20 protein-coding genes are annotated in these 20,434 nt (G+C 61.3%); 11 read left to right on the top strand and 9 right to left on the bottom strand.

Features of this window, described 5'->3' with window-relative positions; genetic code table 11:
* Positions 1 to 24: 24 nt before the first annotated feature.
* Positions 25 to 1,209 (bottom strand): delta-9 fatty acid desaturase DesA, encoded by a 1,185-nt coding sequence (gene desA, locus ASD70_RS19960; protein ID WP_046070369.1) that lies wholly within the window; start codon positions 1,207 to 1,209, stop codon positions 25 to 27.
* Positions 1,210 to 1,375: 166 nt separating this feature from the next.
* On the opposite strand from desA, the gene dibA reads away from it, so the two are divergent.
* The 6 genes from dibA to ASD70_RS19930 all read left to right on the top strand — a co-directional run bounded on the left by dibA (position 1,376) and on the right by ASD70_RS19930 (position 7,726).
* Positions 1,376 to 3,289, top strand: coding sequence for a phosphodiesterase DibA (gene dibA, locus ASD70_RS19955; RefSeq protein WP_046070370.1), 1,914 nt, complete (start codon positions 1,376 to 1,378; stop codon positions 3,287 to 3,289).
* A gap of 269 nt (positions 3,290 to 3,558) precedes the next feature.
* Entirely contained in the window at positions 3,559 to 3,741 is a 183-nt protein-coding gene (gene oscA, locus ASD70_RS19950) for a sulfur starvation response protein OscA (protein ID WP_056847244.1), read from the top strand.
* Between the two features lie 144 nt (positions 3,742 to 3,885).
* The gene (locus ASD70_RS19945) at positions 3,886 to 4,896 is read left to right on the top strand and encodes a sulfate ABC transporter substrate-binding protein (RefSeq protein ID WP_034117176.1); all 1,011 of its coding nucleotides are present in this window, start codon (positions 3,886 to 3,888) and stop codon (positions 4,894 to 4,896) included.
* Positions 4,897 to 5,037: 141 nt separating this feature from the next.
* Entirely contained in the window at positions 5,038 to 5,856 is an 819-nt protein-coding gene (gene cysT, locus ASD70_RS19940) for a sulfate ABC transporter permease subunit CysT (protein ID WP_046070371.1), read from the top strand.
* Positions 5,857 to 5,869: 13 nt separating this feature from the next.
* Complete coding sequence (gene cysW, locus ASD70_RS19935) at positions 5,870 to 6,742, top strand: sulfate ABC transporter permease subunit CysW (RefSeq protein ID WP_056847243.1); 873 nt, start codon at positions 5,870 to 5,872, stop codon at positions 6,740 to 6,742.
* Between the two features lie 3 nt (positions 6,743 to 6,745).
* Positions 6,746 to 7,726 (top strand): sulfate/molybdate ABC transporter ATP-binding protein, encoded by a 981-nt coding sequence (locus ASD70_RS19930; RefSeq protein WP_046070372.1) that lies wholly within the window; start codon positions 6,746 to 6,748, stop codon positions 7,724 to 7,726.
* Positions 7,727 to 7,849: 123 nt separating this feature from the next.
* On the opposite strand, the gene ASD70_RS19925 is transcribed toward ASD70_RS19930, so the two are convergent.
* On the bottom strand, positions 7,850 to 8,377 hold the full coding sequence (locus ASD70_RS19925; RefSeq protein ID WP_046070373.1) for an Mpo1 family 2-hydroxy fatty acid dioxygenase: 528 nt from the start codon (positions 8,375 to 8,377) through the stop codon (positions 7,850 to 7,852).
* A gap of 83 nt (positions 8,378 to 8,460) precedes the next feature.
* Here ASD70_RS19925 and ASD70_RS19920 point away from each other — a divergent pair, with 83 nt between their 5' ends.
* On the top strand, positions 8,461 to 9,147 hold the full coding sequence (locus ASD70_RS19920; RefSeq protein WP_046070374.1) for a Crp/Fnr family transcriptional regulator: 687 nt from the start codon (positions 8,461 to 8,463) through the stop codon (positions 9,145 to 9,147).
* On the opposite strand, the gene uraH is transcribed toward ASD70_RS19920, so the two are convergent.
* Together uraH and ASD70_RS19910 are read right to left on the bottom strand one after the other, a co-directional pair.
* Positions 9,142 to 9,552 (bottom strand): hydroxyisourate hydrolase, encoded by a 411-nt coding sequence (uraH, locus tag ASD70_RS19915; protein WP_056847242.1) that lies wholly within the window; start codon positions 9,550 to 9,552, stop codon positions 9,142 to 9,144. The genes ASD70_RS19920 and uraH overlap by 6 nt on opposite strands.
* Before the next feature lie 27 nt (positions 9,553 to 9,579).
* On the bottom strand, positions 9,580 to 10,053 hold the full coding sequence (locus ASD70_RS19910) for a GlcG/HbpS family heme-binding protein (protein ID WP_046070375.1): 474 nt from the start codon (positions 10,051 to 10,053) through the stop codon (positions 9,580 to 9,582).
* Positions 10,054 to 10,153: 100 nt separating this feature from the next.
* Between ASD70_RS19910 and ASD70_RS19905 the strand changes: the two genes are divergently transcribed.
* On the top strand, positions 10,154 to 10,519 hold the full coding sequence (locus tag ASD70_RS19905; protein WP_043050828.1) for a response regulator transcription factor: 366 nt from the start codon (positions 10,154 to 10,156) through the stop codon (positions 10,517 to 10,519).
* A 115-nt stretch (positions 10,520 to 10,634) separates the two neighbouring features.
* Here ASD70_RS19905 and ASD70_RS19900 read toward each other — a convergent pair whose 3' ends face one another.
* Positions 10,635 to 11,639, bottom strand: a complete 1,005-nt coding sequence (locus ASD70_RS19900; protein ID WP_046070376.1) for an AraC family transcriptional regulator — start codon at positions 11,637 to 11,639, stop codon at positions 10,635 to 10,637.
* 101 nt (positions 11,640 to 11,740) lie between these two features.
* Between ASD70_RS19900 and ASD70_RS19895 the strand changes: the two genes are divergently transcribed.
* On the top strand, positions 11,741 to 12,811 hold the full coding sequence (locus ASD70_RS19895; RefSeq protein ID WP_056847241.1) for a fatty acid desaturase: 1,071 nt from the start codon (positions 11,741 to 11,743) through the stop codon (positions 12,809 to 12,811).
* On the opposite strand, the gene ASD70_RS19890 is transcribed toward ASD70_RS19895, so the two are convergent.
* Entirely contained in the window at positions 12,798 to 13,613 is an 816-nt protein-coding gene (locus ASD70_RS19890; protein ID WP_046070378.1) for an ABC transporter ATP-binding protein, read from the bottom strand. The two genes, ASD70_RS19895 and ASD70_RS19890, sit on opposite strands and share 14 nt — an antisense overlap.
* Positions 13,610 to 15,208: an ABC transporter permease gene (locus ASD70_RS19885; protein WP_056847240.1), complete on the bottom strand. Its 1,599-nt coding sequence runs from the start codon at positions 15,206 to 15,208 to the stop codon at positions 13,610 to 13,612. Before ASD70_RS19885 ends, ASD70_RS19890 begins: the two co-directional genes overlap by 4 nt.
* Positions 15,209 to 15,496: 288 nt before the next feature.
* Between ASD70_RS19885 and ASD70_RS19880 the strand changes: the two genes are divergently transcribed.
* Positions 15,497 to 16,498: an ABC transporter substrate-binding protein gene (locus ASD70_RS19880; RefSeq protein WP_056847239.1), complete on the top strand. Its 1,002-nt coding sequence runs from the start codon at positions 15,497 to 15,499 to the stop codon at positions 16,496 to 16,498.
* A 103-nt stretch (positions 16,499 to 16,601) separates the two neighbouring features.
* Here ASD70_RS19880 and ASD70_RS19875 read toward each other — a convergent pair whose 3' ends face one another.
* Positions 16,602 to 17,522 carry a LysR family transcriptional regulator gene (locus tag ASD70_RS19875; protein WP_056847238.1) on the bottom strand — a complete coding sequence of 307 codons (921 nt, stop codon included), beginning with the start codon at positions 17,520 to 17,522 and terminating at the stop codon, positions 16,602 to 16,604.
* Between the two features lie 182 nt (positions 17,523 to 17,704).
* Here ASD70_RS19875 and ASD70_RS19870 point away from each other — a divergent pair, with 182 nt between their 5' ends.
* Positions 17,705 to 18,610, top strand: a complete 906-nt coding sequence (locus ASD70_RS19870; RefSeq protein WP_032878449.1) for a TauD/TfdA dioxygenase family protein — start codon at positions 17,705 to 17,707, stop codon at positions 18,608 to 18,610.
* A 124-nt stretch (positions 18,611 to 18,734) separates the two neighbouring features.
* Here the strand turns inward: ASD70_RS19870 and ASD70_RS19865 are convergent, their stop codons facing one another.
* Positions 18,735 to 20,342, bottom strand: coding sequence for an alkaline phosphatase family protein (locus ASD70_RS19865; protein ID WP_056847237.1), 1,608 nt, complete (start codon positions 20,340 to 20,342; stop codon positions 18,735 to 18,737).
* Between the last annotated feature and the right edge of the window lie 92 nt (positions 20,343 to 20,434).

Raw genomic sequence — 20,434 nt, 5'->3', positions numbered from 1 at the left:
AGGGCGAGCCCTCCCACGTCACCCTCAGACCGCCGCAGGCCGCAGCGAATAGGTCTTCAATTGGTGGGCAAAATCGCGCAGGGATTGGATACCGCTGGCCTCTGCCTCATGCACCCACTCCTTGATCGCAGCCAGCATATCGTGGCCATTGGTGCTGGTCTTGAGCCAGATCTGCTGGAGCGCCAGGCGCTTTTCGTAGATCACCGTCAGCGCATGGCTGTGCTCCAGCATGCTCTGGATGCGCAGGTGGTGGCGGTCATCGAGCAAGCTGGTTTCCCGCGACAACAGGCGCTTGGCCCGGTGGAACTGGTGGCGTACCGAATGATCGACCTTCTCCAGCTCCTGCTTGACCAGCGGGCCAATCACCAATTTGCGGTATTGGGCCATGATCTGGAAGCGGTTGTTGAGGATCGCCATGGCGGTGTCCATGTCCAGGCTACCCTTGCCTTCGACGCGGTGGGCAATGGGCGCCACGCGCTGCACCTTGGCCAGGCGCAGGAAGCTGAACACCTTGATCCACGCCCAACCCAGGTCGAACTCCCACTTCTTCACCGACAGCTTGGCCGAGTTGGGGTAGGTGTGGTGGTTGTTATGCAGCTCTTCGCCGCCGACGATGATGCCCCACGGCACCAGGTTGGTGGCGGCGTCACGGCATTCGAAGTTGCGATAGCCCACGGCATGGCCCAGGCCGTTGATCACGCCGGCGGCCCAGAACGGAATCCACATCATCTGGATCGCCCAGATGGTGATGCCGATGGTGCCGAACAGCAGCACGTCGATTACGCCCATGATCGCCACGCCCAGCAGCGGGTAGGGCGTATAGAGCTTGCGTTCGAGCCAGTCGTCCGGGCAGTTCTTGCCGTAGATGCGCAGGGTGTCGGGGTTTTCCGCCTCGGCGCGATACAGCTCGGCACCTTTGCGCAATACGGTGGACAGGCCCTTGATCACCGGGCTGTGCGGGTCATCGACGGTTTCGCATTTGGCGTGGTGCTTGCGGTGGATGGCGGTCCACTCGCGGGTGTTCTGCGCCGTGGTCAGCCACAGCCAGAAGCGGAAGAAGTGTTTAAGGCCGGCATTGAGCTCCAGGGAGCGATGGGCGGAATAGCGGTGTAGATAGACGGTGACCGCAATGATGGTCACGTGGGTCATCAACAGAGTGACTGCCACCAGTTGCCAGGCTGACAGATCAAGAAAACCGTTGTACCACATAGGCTGTATGGCCCTCAGATAAAGAAAAAAACAGCATCCGCATTATCACTTCCTTTGCAGATAAAACCAGTGGCTGTTTCAGATAAGGCTTACAAGGTGTTTCCTCATCTATAATCCTGATCCTTTGTAGGGCGATTCTGGTTATTTAGTAAGGATTACTAAACATATGCTGTTTTCATACCGAGGTGCCCTACGTGCGGGGCTGGTATACCTGCTGGTTTCCATCGTTTGGCTCCAGCTCAGCAACTACGCATTGATCAACTTTATCGATGAGCCGTGGGAGCTGGGGCGCTGGCTGCAGATGCGCGGTTATGTGTGGGTCAGCCTCAGCGCGTTAGTCATTTACTGGATCGGCCGGCGTTTTGCCCGTGCCCATGCGTTGCAGCAGCCCCTGAAAGAAAACCGCGAGCGCCTGCGTCAGGCCGCTGCGGTGTTCGATTGCACCCGCGAAGGGGTGCTGGTCACCGATACCCAAGGGCTGATAGTGCACGTCAACCGGGCGTTCATAGAGATCACTGGTTATCGCCGCGAAGACGTCATGGGCCAGCGACCAAGCCTGTTCAAATCCGGCCGCCATTCGTCGACTTTCTACCAGCAAATGTTCCAGACCCTGGAACGCACGGGCGAATGGAGCGGCGAAATCTGGAACCGACGCAAAAGCGGCGAAATTTACCCACAATGGCAAACCATTCGCGTCATCCACGATGACCAGGGCAAGGTCAGCCACTACGTCGCAGTGTTCTCGGATATCAGTGCCATCAAGGACTCCGAACACGAACTGGCGCACCTGGCCCACCATGACCCGCTCACCGACCTGCCCAACCGCCTGCTGTTCACCGACCGTGCCGAGCAGGCCCTGGCCTCGGCGCAGGTACACAAGCGTGGTTGTGCCTTGCTGCTGATGGACCTGGACCACTTCAAGATCATCAACGACAGCCTTGGCCATAACGTCGGCGACCAGTTGCTCAAGCTGGTCGCCGAACGCTTGCGCGGCTTGTTCGGGCCCGGTGTGACCCTGGCGCGCCTGGGCGGCGACGAGTTCGCCGTGCTGGCGGAGAGTTGTCCACAGGTGCTGCAGGCCGCAGCCTTGGCACAGCGCATGCTCAATGCCATGAAGGATCCCTTCATTTTTGACGGCAACCAGCTGTTTATCAGCGCCAGCATTGGCATCAGCCTGTTTCCCAGCGACGCCCTGAGCGCCGAGCAGTTGCTGCGCAACGCCGACTCCGCCTTGTTCAAGGCCAAGAACGCCGGCCGCGAAGGCTACGCCCTGTACACCGAAGAACTCACCGCCCATGCACAGAACCGCGTGGAGATCGCCAGCGAGCTGCGTCGCGCTCTCGACCAGCAGGAGCTGCGCGTCTATTACCAGCCGGTACACGACCTGCAGGACAGCCGCCTGGTGGGCGTGGAAGCGCTGGTGCGCTGGGAACACCCGGAACGTGGGCTGATACCGCCGGGCGAATTCATCCCCATCGCCGAACGCACCGGGCTGATTGCCGACATCGATGGGTGGGTGATGGACCAGGCCTGTCGCCAGATGTGCCAGTGGCTGGCCGACGGCGCGCCGCTGAGTTTTATTGCGGTGAATGTCTCCAGCCGCTTGTTCGCCCGACGCGAGCTGTACGAGCAAGTTGCCCAGGTGCTGCACGCCACCGGCCTGGATCCGGCCTTCCTTGAACTGGAAGTCACCGAAAGCGCGGTGATGGACGACCCGGAAGTCGCCCTGGAGCAACTGCACCGCCTGCGTGAACTGGGCCTGCGCCTGGCGATCGACGACTTTGGCACCGGCTACTCCTCGTTGCTGCGGCTCAAACGCCTGCCGGTGCAGAAACTCAAGATCGACCAAGGTTTTGTCGCGGGTTTGCCCTGGGATGAAGACGATGCTGCGATTGTGCGCGTGGTCATCGCCCTGGCCAAAAGCATGGGCATGCAGGTGCATGCCGAAGGTATCGAACAGGTGGAGCAGGCGCGCTTCCTGCTGGACCAGCAGTGCGATATGGGCCAGGGCTACTGGTTTGGGCGACCGATGCCAGCCGACGCTATCGACTGGACCCGAGCGCCCTCAATCCAGACTTGAAATGCAGTCAAAATGTGGGAGGGGGCTTACCCCCGATATCGGTGGGTCAGCCAAGTTTTTCTAACCTGATACACCGCCATCGGGGGCAAACCCCCTCCCACATTTGGATCGCAACCACACGCAACCCCACGTCCTGTCAGAAAATTCTTTCTGGTTATATAAACATTCTTAAATAGTATTTTTAAGAATATCCGCGCTTATCTACTATCGCCCTCACGCCGCAAGCAGTGCCGCCACTGCCAGGCACTATTCATTTCAGGAGCGAGACCATGAGCGCATCTCTACGTAGCGTCGACGGCCAGGACGAAGCAACCATTTTGCGTGAGATCCAGAGCGCCCTGCGCGATCTGCGGTTTGGCGCAGTGGAAATCACCGTGCACAACGCTCAAGTGGTACAGATCGAACGCAAGGAAAAATTCCGCCTGCAGAACCCGGGTAACAAACCCGCCTAAGAATAAGCCATCAGTAGGAGCGAGCTTGCTCGCGAAAAACGCCAACGATAACGCAGCGCATCAGGTTTAACGCGGTGCTGCTGGGTTTTTCGCGAGCAAGCTTGCTCCTACAGGGTGCCGCCAACAAGAATTTCAGGAGCTTCTATGTCGTCGATTCGCCGTTACGCCCTGGCCGCGTTGGCCAGTGCCGTGTTTGCCGGTTCCGCCGTTGCCAAGGACTACGAGTTGCTCAACGTCTCGTACGATCCGACCCGTGAGCTGTACCAGGACTACAACGCCGAGTTCACCAGCTTCTGGAAGCAGTCCCACCCCGGCGACAACGTCAAGATCCAGCAATCCCACGGCGGTTCCGGCAAGCAAGGTCGGGCGGTGATCGACGGCCTGCGCGCCGACGTGGTGACCCTGGCCCTGGCCGGCGACATCGACGAAATCGCCAAGCTGGGCAAGACCCTGCCGGAAAACTGGCAGACCCGCCTGCCGGACGCCAGCACCCCGTACACCTCGACCATCGTGTTCCTGGTGCGCAAGGGCAACCCCAAGGGCATCAAGGACTGGGGCGACCTGATCAAGAAAGACGTGTCGGTGATCACGCCAAACCCGAAAACCTCCGGCGGTGCACGCTGGAACTTCCTTGCCGCCTGGGCCTACGGCCTCAAGACTGGTGGCAGCGAAGCCAAGGCCCAGGAATACGTGAAAGAGCTGTTCAAGCATGTCCCGGTACTGGACACCGGCGCGCGCGGATCTACCATTACCTTCGTCAACAACGGTCAGGGCGACGTATTGCTGGCCTGGGAAAACGAGGCGTTCCTGGCGTTGAAAGAAGACGGCGGCGCCGACAAGTTCGACATTGTCGTGCCGTCCCTGTCGATCCTCGCGGAGCCACCCGTGGCCGTAGTCGACAAGAACGCCGAGAAAAAGGGCAACACCGAGATCGCCACCGCGTACCTCAATCACCTGTACAGCCCGGCTGGCCAGGAGATTGCGGCGAAGAACTTCTACCGACCACGGGATGAGAAAGTCGCCGCCAAGTATGCCCAGCAGTTCCCGAAACTGGACCTGGTGACGATCGACAAGGACTTCGGCGGCTGGAAAACGGCCCAACCGAAATTCTTCAATGATGGTGGCGTGTTCGACCAGATCTACACGGCGCAGTAAGCCAAATTACCTGTAGGAGCGAGCTTGCTCGCGAAGATCCTCAACGATAACGCGTACAGGCTGAATGAGCGCGGTGCCTTTGAGTTCTTCGCGAGCAAGCTCGCTCCTACAGTAGTGTTTACCCTTTAACCAAGGACTCTTATGTCGCGTCGTATTTCCCCCGTCATACCCGGCTTCGGGCTGACGCTGGGCTACACCGTCGTGTACCTCAGCCTGATCGTACTCATCCCCCTGGCGGCGATGTTTGTACACGCCGCTCAACTCACCTGGGATCAGTTCTGGAACATCATTTCCGCACCGCGCGTGCTGGCGGCGTTGAAGCTGAGCTTCAGCACCGCGCTGTACGCCGCGCTGATCAACGGCGTGATCGGTACGCTGCTGGCCTGGGTGCTGGTGCGTTACACCTTCCCCGGTCGCAAGGTCATCGATGCGATGATCGACCTGCCGTTCGCCCTGCCCACGGCTGTGGCGGGTATCGCGCTGACCGCGCTGTACACGCCTAACGGTTTGGTCGGCCAGTTTGCCGCCGACCTGGGTTTCAAGATCGCCTACACCCCCCTGGGTATCACCCTGGCGCTGACCTTCGTCACCTTGCCCTTCGTGGTGCGCACGGTGCAGCCGGTGCTGGCCGATATCCCCCGGGAGATCGAAGAGGCCGCGGCCTGCCTCGGCGCCAAGCCGCTGCAAGTGTTCCGCTACATCCTTGTGCCTGCGTTGTTGCCTGCGTGGCTGACCGGCTTCGCCCTGGCGTTTGCCCGGGGGGTGGGTGAGTACGGTTCGGTGATCTTCATCGCCGGCAACATGCCGATGAAGACCGAGATCCTGCCGCTGCTGATCATGGTCAAGCTCGACCAATACGACTACCGCGGCGCCACCTCCATTGGTGTGCTGATGCTGGTGGTTTCCTTCATTCTGCTGCTGCTGATCAACTTGTTGCAGCGGCGCATCGAACGTCCATAAGGAGGCGCGGAACATGTCCCAATCGTCTATTTCCGCCGCGTCCTCGGCCAATGCCGCCCGGCGTGGCAGTGCGGTGTCGCGACGCATCCTGATCGGCCTTGGCTGGCTGGTGTTCGTACTGTTTCTGCTGCTGCCGTTGCTGATCGTGGTAACCCAGGGCTTGAAGAATGGTCTGGGTGCATTCTTCACTGCGATCCTCGAGCCCGACGCGCTGTCGGCGTTGAAGCTTACGGTGATTGCCGTGGCGATTTCGGTGCCGCTCAACCTGGTGTTCGGTGTCAGCGCCGCCTGGTGTGTGAGCAAGTACTCGTTCCGGGGCAAGAGCATCCTGGTGACGCTGATCGACCTGCCGTTCTCGGTTTCGCCGGTGATCGCGGGTCTGGTCTACGTGCTGATGTTCGGCGCCCAGGGCTTCTTCGGCCCATGGTTGCAAGAGCACGACATCCAGATCGTGTTCGCCTTGCCCGGCATCGTGCTGGCGACCATCTTCGTCACCGTGCCGTTCGTGGCCCGTGAGCTGATCCCGCTGATGCAGGAGCAGGGCACCCAGGAAGAGGAGGCGGCGCGCCTGCTCGGTGCCAATGGCTGGCAGATGTTCTGGCATGTCACCGTGCCGAACATCAAATGGGGTCTGATCTATGGCGTGGTGCTGTGTACCGCGCGGGCCATGGGCGAGTTCGGCGCGGTGTCGGTGGTGTCCGGCCACATTCGTGGGGTGACCAATACCCTGCCGCTGCATGTCGAGATTCTCTACAACGAATACAACCACGTTGCCGCGTTTGCGGTGGCCAGCCTGTTGCTGATCCTGGCGCTCTTCATCCTGCTGCTCAAGCAGTGGAGCGAGAACCGAATCAACCGCCTGCGCAACAGCGCCGGTGAGGAATAAGTCATGTCGATCGAAGTCCGTAATGTCAGCAAGAACTTCAACGCCTTCAAGGCCCTGGACAGCATCAACCTGGATATCCAGAGTGGCGAGCTGGTGGCGTTGCTGGGCCCGTCCGGCTGCGGCAAGACCACCTTGCTGCGCATCATCGCCGGCCTGGAAACCCCGGATGCCGGCAGCATCGTGTTCCACGGCGAAGACGTCTCCGGCCACGATGTGCGTGATCGCAACGTCGGCTTTGTGTTCCAGCACTACGCCTTGTTCCGCCATATGACCGTGTTCGACAACGTCGCCTTCGGCCTGCGTATGAAACCGAAAAACCAGCGCCCGAGCGAAAGCCAGATTGCGGTCAAGGTTCACGAATTGCTGAACATGGTGCAGCTCGATTGGTTGTCTGACCGCTACCCGGAACAACTCTCCGGTGGCCAGCGCCAACGTATCGCCCTGGCCCGCGCCCTGGCGGTGGAGCCCAAAGTGCTGCTGCTGGACGAACCCTTCGGCGCCCTCGACGCCAAGGTGCGTAAAGAGCTACGCCGCTGGCTGGCGCGGCTGCACGAAGACATCAACCTAACCTCGGTGTTTGTGACCCACGACCAGGAAGAGGCCATGGAAGTCGCCGACCGCATCGTGGTGATGAACAAGGGCGTGATCGAGCAGATCGGCTCGCCGGGGGATGTCTACGAAAACCCGGCCAGCGATTTCGTTTATCACTTCCTGGGTGATTCGAACCGCCTGCACCTGGGCGAGGATAAGCACCTGCTGTTCCGCCCCCATGAGGTGTCGCTGTCGCGGCATGAGCTGGAGGATCACCATGCGGCGCAAGTGCGGGATATTCGGCCGTTGGGCGCCACGACGCGGGTGACGCTCAAGGTCGAAGGCCAAAGCGAGCTGATCGAGGCCGAAGTGGTCAAAGACCATGACAGCCTCACAGGTTTAACCCGTGGCGAGACCCTGTTCTTCAAACCCAAGGTCTGGCAAAAAGCCTAAACTCACCGCAAAGCCAAATGTGGGAGGGGCGGTGCGACGATTCGACTTGCTCCCGATAGCAGTGGATCAGCCAGAATATTTGTGACTGACACACCGCCATCGGGAGCAAGCCCCCTCCCACATTTAGACTTCACTTGGCTTGAGATCGCGGCGTCCCACCGGGCCTGAACGTTGTTCAATCTGCTTTTGCAGGTCCTGCCGCAACCCCACCAGAAACGCCAACTCCGCCACCACAAACAACGGCCCCACAATCAGCCCCGACACATCGTCCACAAACGCGGGTTTCTTGCCTTCGTAGTAATGCCCGACAAACTGAATCACCCAGCCCACAACAAACATACCCACGCCACTGCTCAGCCATACCATCGTGCTCTGTGCCGCCAATACATGCCCGGCCCACACCGACAGGCCCATCAGCACCGTCATCAGCACGCCCAGGGCCAGTTCCAGGCGCAGGTAGAACCACGCCGAGAATAACGCCACGAGCATCGCTGGCGAGACCCACAGGCCACCCACCGTCCATTCGGGGCGTGACAGCAGCACGGCCACGGCAACCACGATCAATGGGATACCGATAAAGTGGCTGACAATATTGCGCGGGTCGCGGTGGTACGCGGCGTATTGACTGAGGTGGTCGACGAGGCTTTTCATTGTTGTTCCTCCTGTAGGATGTTTGATCATGCCCTTTCAGTCGGTGCCTAACTGTCAACTGGGCGACAATCTTCGGAGCTCCCATGGACACAGGGATATGGCACGCGCACTTGGCCCGCGGCCATTGGTTCAAACACTTGCCGCCAGACTTGCAGCGTAGCCTGCTGGGCGCGGCGCGCGTGCGCTCATTGACGGCGGGGCAGTTTCTGTTCAAGCGCGGCGACCCGCCGTGTGGGCTGTATGCGGTGCTGGAAGGGGCGGTGCGTATCAGCGCGGTCAGTGCCCAGGGTAAGGAAGCGGTGTTGAGCCTGGTGGAAACACCGCACTGGTTCGGCGAAATCTGCCTGTTCGACAACCTGCCACGCACCCACGACGCCCTGGCCACAGGCGCGTGCACACTATTGCAGGTGCCGCAGGCGGCGATGCTCGACATTCTCGAACAGCATCCAATGTTCTGGCGCGATATGGCCCTGCTGATGAGCCATAAACTGCGCTTGTCATTGATCAATATCGAACAAATCAGCCTGATGCCCGCGTCGGTGCGCCTGGCCCATCGGTTGCTGATGATTGCCCAGGGCTACGGTGAAATAGAGCCGCCGCGCCGCGTGTTGCAGCTGCCCCAGGAAGATCTGGCGGCGATGCTCGGCCTGTCGCGCCAGACCATCAACAGTCTGCTCAAGGCGCTGGAGCAACAGGGCATCATTGGCTTGAGTTACGGCGCCATCGAGATACTCGACCTCAACCGGCTGCGCCTGGCCGCGGGCCTATGAACCGCGATACGTGGAGAAACCGTAAGGGCTGAGCAACAGCGGGATGTGGTAATGCTGGTCGGCCTGTTTGACTTGAAAAATCACCGGCACCTCGGGGAAGAACGTCTCGCGGTTGGCCTTCTTGTAGTAGTCACCCGTCTTGAATACCACGCGGTATTCGCCCGGCGTCATGCTGCGGTCGGCGGGAAACAGTTCGGCGATGCGTCCCTGCTGGTTGGTGACGCCTTTGGACAGCGCCTGCCAGTGGTCGCCCACCTGCTGTTCCAGGGTGACGCTGACACCGGCCGAAGGCAGGCCGTTTTCCAGGTTGAGCACGTGTACGCTCAGCGGGTTGCCGGCGGCCAGGGCCAGGTTGCACAGGCCGCTCAGGCTGAGGGCGGCGAGGGTCATGCTGAGGGTTTTCATTGGAAAGTCCTTTTGATAGAGGTCAAGTCAGGGGGTGATTTTCAAGCCCAGTTGCTCGGCAGCCTGGACGGCACAGGCTTCGTCCTGCGCAGCGCCACCGGCCCCGGCGATGCCCAGCGCACCGACCAGTTCGGCGTCAGCGAACAGCGGTATGCCGCCGCCGAGCAACAGCAACTCGGGCAAGCTGTTAAGGTTGGCGGCCTCGGGATTGTTGCGGGCTCGCTCGGCGAATAGCCGGGTCGGGGTTTTAGTCGACAGCGCGGTGTACGCCTTGCGTTGGCTGGCGAGGCTGTTGTGCGGGCCGACACCGTCAGCCCGCAGGCCCAGCAGCAGGTTGCCGCCGCGATCGAGTACCGTCAGAGCAGCCGTGCAATGGGCCAGGCTGGCGTCGGCCAGTTGGCGTGCGGTGCGCAGATCCAGCTCGGCGTGGCGCGGCAGTTGTGGCGTGGCCTGGGCTGCGGTGGCCACGGCAAGGCTGAGGAACAAAGCGGTGCGATACATGCGAAGAGCTCCAGAAGGCAGGCCATCACGGTAGCCAGTGGACGCGGACAAAAGCCGCACAATTGGATGACAGGTTTGTAATCAAACCCAGAGGTAAGACATGCAGGTGTTGTTAGTGGAAGACCAGCCGCAACTGGCCCAGCGCATGGCCCAGGGCCTGAGCGAGGCGGGCTTCTCAGTGGAAGTCGCGGCCAACGGCATGGCGGCGCAGCGGTTTGTGGAAGGCACCGAGTACGACCTGGTGATCCTGGACGTGATGCTACCGGGCTTGAACGCCTGGACATTGCAGCAGGCGATTCGGCAAAAGGGCGACACGCCGGTGCTGTACCTGACCACACCGGGCGGCATTGAAGACCGGTTGCGGGGGTTGGAACTGCATGAGGATGACTACCTGCTCAAGCCGTTTGACGCCAAGGTGTTGGTGGCGCGGGTGAGGAAAGTATTGCGCCGGGATCGTGGGCGCTGATTGCCTTAGCGACCGCTATCGGGAGCAAGCCCCCTCCCACATTTGACCGCGCTCATAGTTCAGTGTGGGAGGGGGCTTGCCCCCGATGAGGCCATCCCAGCCACTGAAAATCTTCCTACCGCAACCCATCCCGAAACTGCCCCGGCGTCACCCCCGTCCAGCGCTTGAACGCCCGGTTGAAACTGCTGGTATCGGCAAACCCCAGCAAATGGCTGATCTCGGCCAACGAACACTGCGGATCCCTCAGGTGCAACAACGCCAGGTTCTCCCGACACTCATTGAGCAGCGCATCAAACCGACAGCCTTCATCCGCCAGATGCCGCTGCAAGCTGCGTAAACTCAGGTGCAAGGCCTGGGCAACGCGTTCGGCACTCGGCTCGCCATCGGGCAATTGCGCCTCGATGACGGCGCGCACCTTGCGCTCCCAAGTCAACGGTTGCAGTTGGGCGAGGGTGCGCTTGAGCACGGTTTCGTTGTGTTCGGCCAACTCCGGGTTGGCATCGTCAAGATGACTGTCGAAGTCGTGGGCGGCGAACTCCAGGCGATCTTCGTCGGCGGCAAAAGACACGGGAGAGCGAAACACCTTGTGCCATGGCTCGGGGTCGACAGGCTGCGGGCGCCGTAGATAAACGGCCAGCGGCGCATAGTCACGCCCCAGGCGGTTGCGGCAAGTGCGCACGTAGATTGCCGCGAAGGCGTCGATGGCCTCCAGCGCCGGCGCGGGGCTGCCTTGGGGTTGGAGCAGGCGAAAGTGGTAGACGTCACCGTGGCGGCTCAGCTCCAGGCTCAGGGCATCACTGACCACTTGGTGATAGCGCACGATACGTTCGAACACCTCGCGCAAGCTGCCGCTGGCCACCAGGGCATAACCCAGCGCATGAAATGTCGTGGGGCTGACAAAGCGCGACACCCGCAAGCCAATCGCCGGATCACCGCTGGCCTGCACCGCCAGTTGCCACAGGCGCGTGGTCGCCGACAACGGATAACGTGCGTTGGGGTCGTCCATCTGCTGCGGGTCGAGGCCGGCCTCGGCGCACAGCGCGGCGCTGTCCAGGCCCAGGGCGTCGAGCTGCTTGCGCAGGGCGCGGGTCCAACTGGCGAGGGAAGTGGGTTCGGTCATGGCGATTGGCGCTTGCGGTCAACAGGTTGGCGTCCGAGGCTAGCGTCCTGCCCGATCGCTTAGGGCAGGATGGACACATCAATGTACAAGAGGATGGAAGCATGGACGGTACTTCTGCAAGTCCCCAACAGATGAACGCACAACAACGTTCAGCGCATATCCGTGAGGTGGTGCTGGCCGAGGGCGCCCGATTGCGCCAGCGCCACCCCTGGCTGCTGCATCAGGACGCCCTGGGCGCCGGCATCCTGGCGTTTGCCTTGCTCGGCATGCTCGGCTCGGCGGCGCTCTATATCAGTGGTCACCTGGCCTGGTGGGCGTGCCTGCTGCTCAACGCGTTCTTCGCTTCACTGACCCACGAGTTGGAGCACGACCTGATCCACAGCATGTACTTTCGCAAGCAGCGCCTGCCCCACAACCTGATGATGGGCCTGGTGTGGCTGGCGCGGCCCAGCACAATCAACCCGTGGATACGCCGGCATCTGCACCTCAACCACCATAAGGTCTCCGGCACTGAGGCCGATATGGAAGAACGCGCCATTACCAATGGCGAGCCCTGGGGATTTGCGCGCTTGCTGATGGTGGGCGACAACATGATGTCGGCCTTGATCCGCATGCTGCGGGCCAAGACCTGGGCGCACAAACTCAGCATCCTCAAGCGCGTGGTGCTGGTGTACGCCCCGCTGGCGCTGCTGCATTGGGGCGCGTGGTATGTCTTTCTGGGCTTTCATGCCGCCAACGGCATCGCCAATCTGTTGGGCGCGCCGATCATGTGGTCGGCCGGCGCCTTGCAGATGATGCAGGTGATCGACATCGTTGCGGTGGTTATCATCGGCCCCAATGTGTTGCGCACGTTCTGCCTGCATTTTGTCAGCTCCAACATGCACTACTACGGCGATGTGGAACCGGGCAACGTGATCCAGCAGACCCAGGTCTTGAACCCCTGGTGGCTGTGGCCGTTGCAGGCGTTCTGCTTCAACTTCGGCAGCACCCATGGCATCCATCACTTTGTGGTGAAGGAGCCGTTTTACATCCGCCAGATGACCACCAGGGTGGCGCATAAGGTCATGGCTGAGATGGGCGTGCGCTTCAATGATTTCGGCACCTTCGCCCGGGCCAATCGGTTTGAGCGCCAGGAACAGCCGGACGCCAAACTCGCTTTCAGCAAGCAATGAACGCCAGGGGCAGGTCGCGGATCTGTGCGCGCACGGGCGGCTGATAGTGGTCGTCGCTGGTCAGCTCATGCAGCAGTTCTTCGCGTAACTGGTGGAATTCGAAACTGCTGCGCTGGCGCGGATGGGGCAGGGCGATCTCTACCACCTGCTTGATGCGCCCGGGCCGGGGCTCCATCACTACCACGCGGTCGGCGAGGAAAATCGCTTCTTCCACGTCATGGGTGACCAGCACCGTGGTGATCTTGGCGCGGGCGCGAATGGCCAGGAGTTCGTCCTGCATCTGCTGGCGGGTCAGTGCGTCGAGGGCGCCGAAGGGTTCGTCCAGCAACAGGATGCGCGGGCTGGCTACCAGGCCACGGGCAATTGCCACTCGTTGGGCCATGCCCCCGGAGAGTTGGTGGGGGTAGGCGCGGGTGAAATCAGTCAGGCCCACCAGCTCGATGAAATCGCTGATGCGTCGGTTACGCTCGGCCTCGTCCAGGGGCTCGTTGACCAGGCCCAGGCCGATGTTTTGCGCCACGGTCAGCCAGGGAAACAGGCGATGTTCCTGGAACACGATGCCACGTTCGCCGCCGATACCGCTGACGGCCTTGCCATCGACCTGGATCTGGCCGCGAAACTGCGTATCCAGCCCCACCAGCAAACGCAGCAGGGTGGACTTGCCGCAACCGCTGGCGCCGACAATCGCGACAAACTCGCCTTCGGCAATCTCCAGGTTGAATTCGCGGATGGCTTCCAGTTCGAAGCCGTCGACGTCGAAGCTCTTGCCCACATGGTTGAAGCTGACAATAGGTGCGTTCATGCGTGTCTCCAGCGGGTGGCGCGGGTTTCGATGCGTTGGCCGATCAAGTTGAGGAGGGCGCCGGTGAAGCCGACCAGAAGCATGCCGCCCATGATCAGGTCCATGCGCAGCAGTTGTTGGGCGCCGATCATCAGGCTGCCGATGCCGCCGTTGGACGGCATGAAGTATTCGGCGCCGATGGTGCCCATCCAGGCGTAGATCAAGCTCAGGCGCAGGCCGGCGAAAATACCCGCCGCTGCGCCCGGCAGTACCAGGCGACGCAGGCGTTGCCACAGGTTCAGGCGCAGCACTTGGGCGGCTTCGCGCAGTTGCGGCGACAGGTTGAGCACGCTGCGCTGGGTGGCGATAAACAACGGGAAGAACGCGGCGAGGGCGATAAACACCCACTTGGCCAGTTCACCCAGGCCGAACCAGGCGGTGAGCAGCGGCACCCAGGCGAAAATCGCAATCTGGCGCAGCGCAGCCAGCGTCGGGCCGAGTAGCCGCTCACTGCGCCGCGACAACCCCAGCCACAGGCCCAGGGCAAAGCCCAGGCTACCGCCGAGCAGCAAGCCGCCCACGGCCCGGCCGAGGCTTTTGCCTAAAGCCGCGCTCAGGCTGCCATCCAGCACACCGGCCACGGTGGTTTGCAGCACCGCCCAGGGGCTGACCAGAATATTCGGGTCGACCCAGCCCTGTTGCGTCGCCAGCTGCCACAGCGCCAGCAACAGCAGCGGCAACAGCCAAGGTTGCAGGCGTTGCCAGCCTTCATAGCGCGGCCCGCGCCGGATCTGCGCCGTGGCCGGATGGGGCCAGTGCACCCATTTGCGATCCAGCCAGCCGATGCCGCGATCCATCACCACGCCCAGCACGCCGATGACCACGATGCACACGAAGACGATATCGAGCATGAACAACTGGCGTGCCCATACCATCAGGTAGCCGATGCCTTCGCTGGAGGCCAGCAACTCCACGGCCAGCAGCGACGTCCAGCCCGCCGCCAGGGCCAGGCGCACCCCGGCCATGAACGCCGGCAACGCGGCGGGCAGGATCAGGCGGCGAATCAGCAAGTGGGTGGGCAAGCGCAGCACGCGGACGGCTTCGCGCAGGTTGGGCTGGGCGTCGCGCACGCCCACCAGGGTATGCAGGGTCACGGGCACCACGATGGCCTTGATCAGCACCACCAGTTTCAGAGTTTCGCCAATGCCGAAAAACACCATGAACAGCGGGATCCACGCCAGGGTCGGCACTTGCGACAACGCGCTGAACGTAGGGAATACCAGGCGCTCGGCGCGGGCGCTGAACCCCAGGCTCGCGCCCAATAGCGCACCGGTGCCGATGCCGGCCAGCAGGCCCCAGAACAGACGTTGCAGGCTGATTGCCAGATGGCTCCACAACTCGCCGCCGGCCAGCTCCACGGCGCTGCTCCACACCAGGGCAGGGGTTGGCAGGATCTGCTCGCTCATCCAGTGGTTGCGGCTGGCCAGCCACCACAGGGCAAACAGCCCGAGCGGCAGCAACCAGGGCAACAGGTGTTCGCTCAGTTGCGGCCAACGCTGCGTGGCGCCTTTGGACGGGGCTGCCAGAGGTAGGCTCAAAAGTGAAATCCGGGCCATGAAAGACCTCCGCTGGTGCCAAATACGTTATGTGATTTCGGTCTTACAAAAGCGTAATCAAGATGATTGCGAGATAAGAGAAATCATTTAAAGCCTCAGCCCTCCAGGCATCCAATGCATTCGAAGAATATTTTCGATGCTGTTCATGCATAACGCCTTGGAGCCTGCGTATTCGCTTGCATAGTCCTAAAAGCTATTAAATTGTGAATTTATAGTATTTAAAGTTTTGTACGGCTTGTGCCTACTTTCTGCTCCCCAGGCGACCGTCGCCCACCAGGAGCTGTGCTTATGAAATTGCCCTTCAAACATCTGATCAGCCTGTTGGCCGGCACCGCCCTCGCCGGGCTGGTGCAGGCCGCTGACCTCAAGGAAATCCGCATTGCTGTGCCCGACCTCAGCGCTGGCAGCCAGCACAGCGGCGGTGGCATCACCGACGTTTTGCGTGAACAGCAAATCTATGAAAAAGCCTTTGCCGACCAAGGCATCAAAATCCAGTGGAATTACTTCAAGGGCGCGGGCCCTGTGATCAATGAAGCCTTCGCCAATGGCCAGGTGGACCTTGCCTATCTGGGTGACCTGGCGGCGATCATCGGCCGCTCCAATGGCCTGGATACTCGCCTGCTCAGCGCCACCGCGCGTGGTGTGAAGCACTACCTCGGCGTGGTGCCGGGCTCTGGCATCAAGACGCTGCAAGACCTCAAGGGCAAACGTGTCGCAGTGTTCCGTGGCACGGCCAGCCAGTTGTCGTTCGACAGTGCATTGGCCAGCCAGGGCTTGAGTGAAAAGGATTTGAAGGTCATCAACCTGGACTTCAATGCTGCCAGCGCCGCGTTGGCTGCCAAGCAGATTGACGCCACCTGGGGTGGTTCGACCCTGACGGCACTGCAGGCCAAGGGCCTGGCAGAAATACCGCTGACCACCAAGGACCTGGGCGATGCCGGCAGCATCCAGGCCGTGCTGGTGGGCAGCGCCAAGTTTGTCGACGAACACCCGGATGCTGTGGCCAAGCTGCTCAAGGCCCAGCAGCAAGCAGTGCAGTGGCTGACCGATGACAAAAACAAACAGGCCTATATCGCGCTGGTGTCGGGGCTGGCCAGTTACCCGCCGGTGATCCTGACCAATGATTTGAAAGACCAGAAACTCAGCGAGATTTTCCCCTCGACCCTGGACCCGGTGTTCCTGGGCAAATTGCAGGATGCAGTGGATTTGGCCTCGAAGGAGAAGCTGATTCGTCGACCGTTTCAGGTGAGTGATTGGGTGGCGCCTGGGTTGGCGGCGGCTGGGCTTTGAGCTTATCGGTGCCTGGGCGATTGCTATCGGGGGCAAGCCCCCTCCCACACTGAACTGTGAACGCGATCAAATGTGGGAGGGGGCTTGCCCCCGATAGGGCCCTTCAAACCGCCACACTCACCTCCTGCCTGTCCACCTCCACCAACGTCTCAATCATCGCCTTCGCCGCCGGCGACAACCGCGACCCAGTGCGACTGACAATCCCGCAACGCGCACTCATGGTCTCCATGTTCTGCGGCAGGTTGCGCCAGTGCAGCAGCACCAGCGAGCCGCTGGCCACATCCTCGGCAAAGGCTTCCTCGGTGCCGACGCCGATGGCGTTGGACTGCAGCACGATCTTCACCAGCGCCGGGAAGTGTTCGGTCTGGATGCTCGGGGAGAAATCCATGCGCCCGCTGAGGTTCGCCAGCAGTTTGCGAATGCCTTGGGAGATCAACGGCGAGGCCAGCGGATAGTCGAACATGTCGTTGGTCGACAGGCTGTCCTTGGCCAGCAGCGGGTGCCCAGGGCGGCAGAAAAAGACGCCGCGTTTGGGCGTCAGTGCGCGGGTCTGGAAATTCGGATCGGCCTCGAACTGACGGATGTCGGCGATAAAGAATTCGATCTCTTCACGGCTCAGGCTGCGGCTGAGGGTTTCCCAGTTGTCCACCTGGAAACTCGTGCGGATTTTCGGGTGGGCGTTGATAAATCGCGCCACCGCATCCGGCACCAACTTCACCGCGGGCGCCGGGCCGCAACCGAAGCGCAGGTCGCCGGCGTCGAGCTTGGTCATGCGCGTCACTTCACTGCTCAGCAGCGCCGCGCCGTGCACCAGGCTCAGGGCGTGCTGCAACACCACCTGGCCTTCCGGCGTAGGGCGCAGGTCCTTGTGGCCGCGGTCTACCAGCACGCAGCCGAACTCCTGTTCCAGACCCTGGATGCTGCGGCTGAACGCCGGTTGGGTGATGCCCATGGCGTCCGCTGCACGCACGAAACTGCGGTGTTCGTTGAGGGCGATGAAGTAGCGCAGTTGGCGAAGATCCATATGCTTTCCCGGCATTTTAAAAATAGGTCGAAGGCATTTGCGACCGAGCAAGCTGAGGTTTTAAATGCAAGCTCTTATTCCGTCAACGAAGCATTGATTCATCTGCTAGATCTAAATTGCATATGAATAGAGCGTTGCTGGAAAGCATCTCTACCATCAGCAGGCACATGAGGGTCATCACAATGAGCAACGCCGCATTAGCAGTTCAACCCATCGCCCACGCGCTCGACATCCACCCGGTGGCCGGTCGTATCGGCGCCGAGATCCGTGGCATCAAACTGTCTGGTGACCTGGATGCCGCCACTGTCGAGGCCATCCAGCAGGCACTGGTGCAGTACAAAGTGATCTTCTTCCGTGAGCAAACCCACCTCGACGACCAGAGCCAGGAAGCCTTCGCCCACCTGCTCGGTGAGCCGATTGCACACCCTACGGTGCCGGTGCGCGACGGCACGCGCTTTCTGATGGAATTGGATGGCACCCGTGGACAGCGCGCCAACTCCTGGCATACCGACGTGACTTTCGTCGATGCCTACCCAAAAGCTTCGATCCTGCGTTCGGTGCTGGCGCCAGCGTCCGGCGGCGACACCGTCTGGGCCAATACCGCCGCCGCTTACAACGACCTCAGCGTCGAGCTGCGTGCGTTGGCTGACCACCTATGGGCGGTGCACAGCAACGAGTACGACTACGCCGCACGCAAGCCGGATGTAGCGGTAGAGAAGCTGGAGGAATACCGCAAGGTCTTTACTTCGACAGTGTACGAAACCGAACACCCGGTGGTACGCGTGCACCCGGTCAGCGGTGAGAAAACCTTGCTGCTGGGGCACTTCGTCAAGCGCCTGAAAGGCTATTCCCAGGCGGAGTCGACGCAGCTGTTCAACCTGCTGCAAGGCCACGTCACCCGCCTGGAAAACACCGTACGCTGGCGCTGGAATACCGGGGACGTGGCGATCTGGGACAACCGCGCCACCCAGCATTACGCGGTGGACGACTATGGCACCCAGGAGCGCATCGTGCGTCGGGTCACGCTCAAGGGTGATGTGCCGGTGGGTGTGCAGGGGCAGCGCAGCCAGACCACCAAAGGTCTCTAAGCCGGTTGGAGATCAAAATGTGGGAGGGGGCTTGCTCCCGATAGCGGAGTGTCAGTCAAAGCATCTTTGACTGGCCCACTGCTATCGGGAGCAAGCCCCCTCCCACATTTAGTCCTGTACCGTTCTACCAGACCCCGATCTGCACTACTTTTTCCGCCTCCGGCTCACCATACCGAAACCATTGCCCACGCACTTCAATCTCGGTGTGGCTGATGGTGGTACGCCGCTTCAACCCACGCAGCCATTCGAACAGATAACCCAAGTGAGTCTCCCGCACCTCGGCGTACGCAGGATCGCTGCCCAGGTCGTGGACTTCCTGCGGGTCATTTTCCAGGTCGAACAACTGCGGGCGGAAGCCATCATAGGCCAGGTATTTCCAGCGTTCGCTGCGCACCATGGTCATGCGGCAACGGTCGATGGGCTGCGCCAGGCGTTCCCGGGCCGGGGCCTGGAAGGCGTAGTCGTATTCGGCAATGGCGTAGTGGCGCCAGGTGGGTTGCTCGCCGTGCAGCAGTGGAACCAGCGAGCGGCCTTCGAGGCGATGGTCGGCGGCGGGCAGGCCCAGGGCGTCGAGGAAAGTGGGCAGGGCGTCGATGGTTTCTACCAGGCGTGCGTCCACGGTGCCACGGCTGATATCGGCACTGGCTCGTGGGTCGCGCACGATCAATGGCACGCCTACGGCGGGCTCCAGCAAAAACTCTTTTTCGCCGAGGTAATGATCGCCGAGGAAGTCACCATGGTCGCTGGTAAACACGATCAGTGTGTCGTCCCAGCGGCCAGTGCTTTGCATGAAATCAAACAGCCGCCCGAGTTGATCGTCGATCTGTTTGATCAGGCCCATGTAGGTGGGAATCACTGTGAGGCGCACTGCGTCGCGGGAGAAATTCACGCTCTCCTGGTGTTGACGGAATGCCTGGTACACCGGGTGATCGCTGGTTTGCCCAGGTTGAATGGGCGCCTGGATATGCTCGGCACCGTACAGCGCGTGATACGGCGCCGGCGCGATGTAGGGCCAGTGCGGCTTGATATACGAGAGGTGCAGGCACCATGGCTGTTCTGCTTGTTCGCTGATGAAGTCGATGGCGCGGTCGGTGGTGTAGACGGTTTCCGAATGTTCCTCGGCCACCCGTGCAGGTTTGCCGGCGTTGCGCATGTGCCAGCCGCTGAGGATCTCACCGTCTTCGCCTTGGGCGGCATTGGCCCATTCATGCCAGGGGTTGCGACCACCGTAGCCTTGCTCGCGCAGGTAGCGGGTGTAGGGCGCGGACTCGCGTTTGTCGTCGAACAGCGGGCTGTCGGGGTAGATGCCGTCGTGGCGCAAATATGCGTCAAAGCCCACCTCATTGAGCGGCTCGGCCTGGGCGCTGTCGGGGTCTATATGCAGGCGGTGCAACGCCTCCAGGTTCGGCGTGGCGTGGGTCTTGCCCACCAGTGCGGTGCGGATGCCGTGAGGGCGCAGGTAATCACCGATCGTCAGTTCTTCCAGCGGCAGCGGTACGGCGTTCCACGCCACCTGATGGCTGCTGACGTAACGCCCGGTATAGGCCGACATGCGCGACGGCCCGCAGATGGTGCCTTGTGTATAGGCCCGACTGAAACGCACACCGGCAGCGGCCAGGCGGTCGATATTCGGCGTGTGCAGATGGGCATGGCCGTAGCACGACAGATAGTCGCGACGCAGTTGGTCGCACATGATGTAGAGCACGTTGCGAACAGGTTTTGGTTCAGACATGGAGGTTCACCGAACGGAGGACAGGTGGGTTTTTTCGCCGTTCGAGGGGCGCTCTGGCAAGTGCATTTGGGGACTGGGTTCCATGCAGTGAA

The organism is Pseudomonas sp. Root569 (genome assembly GCF_001427465.1).
Taxonomy (GTDB): domain Bacteria; phylum Pseudomonadota; class Gammaproteobacteria; order Pseudomonadales; family Pseudomonadaceae; genus Aquipseudomonas; species Aquipseudomonas synxantha.
This window is presented reverse-complemented; position numbering and strand designations above follow the sequence as displayed.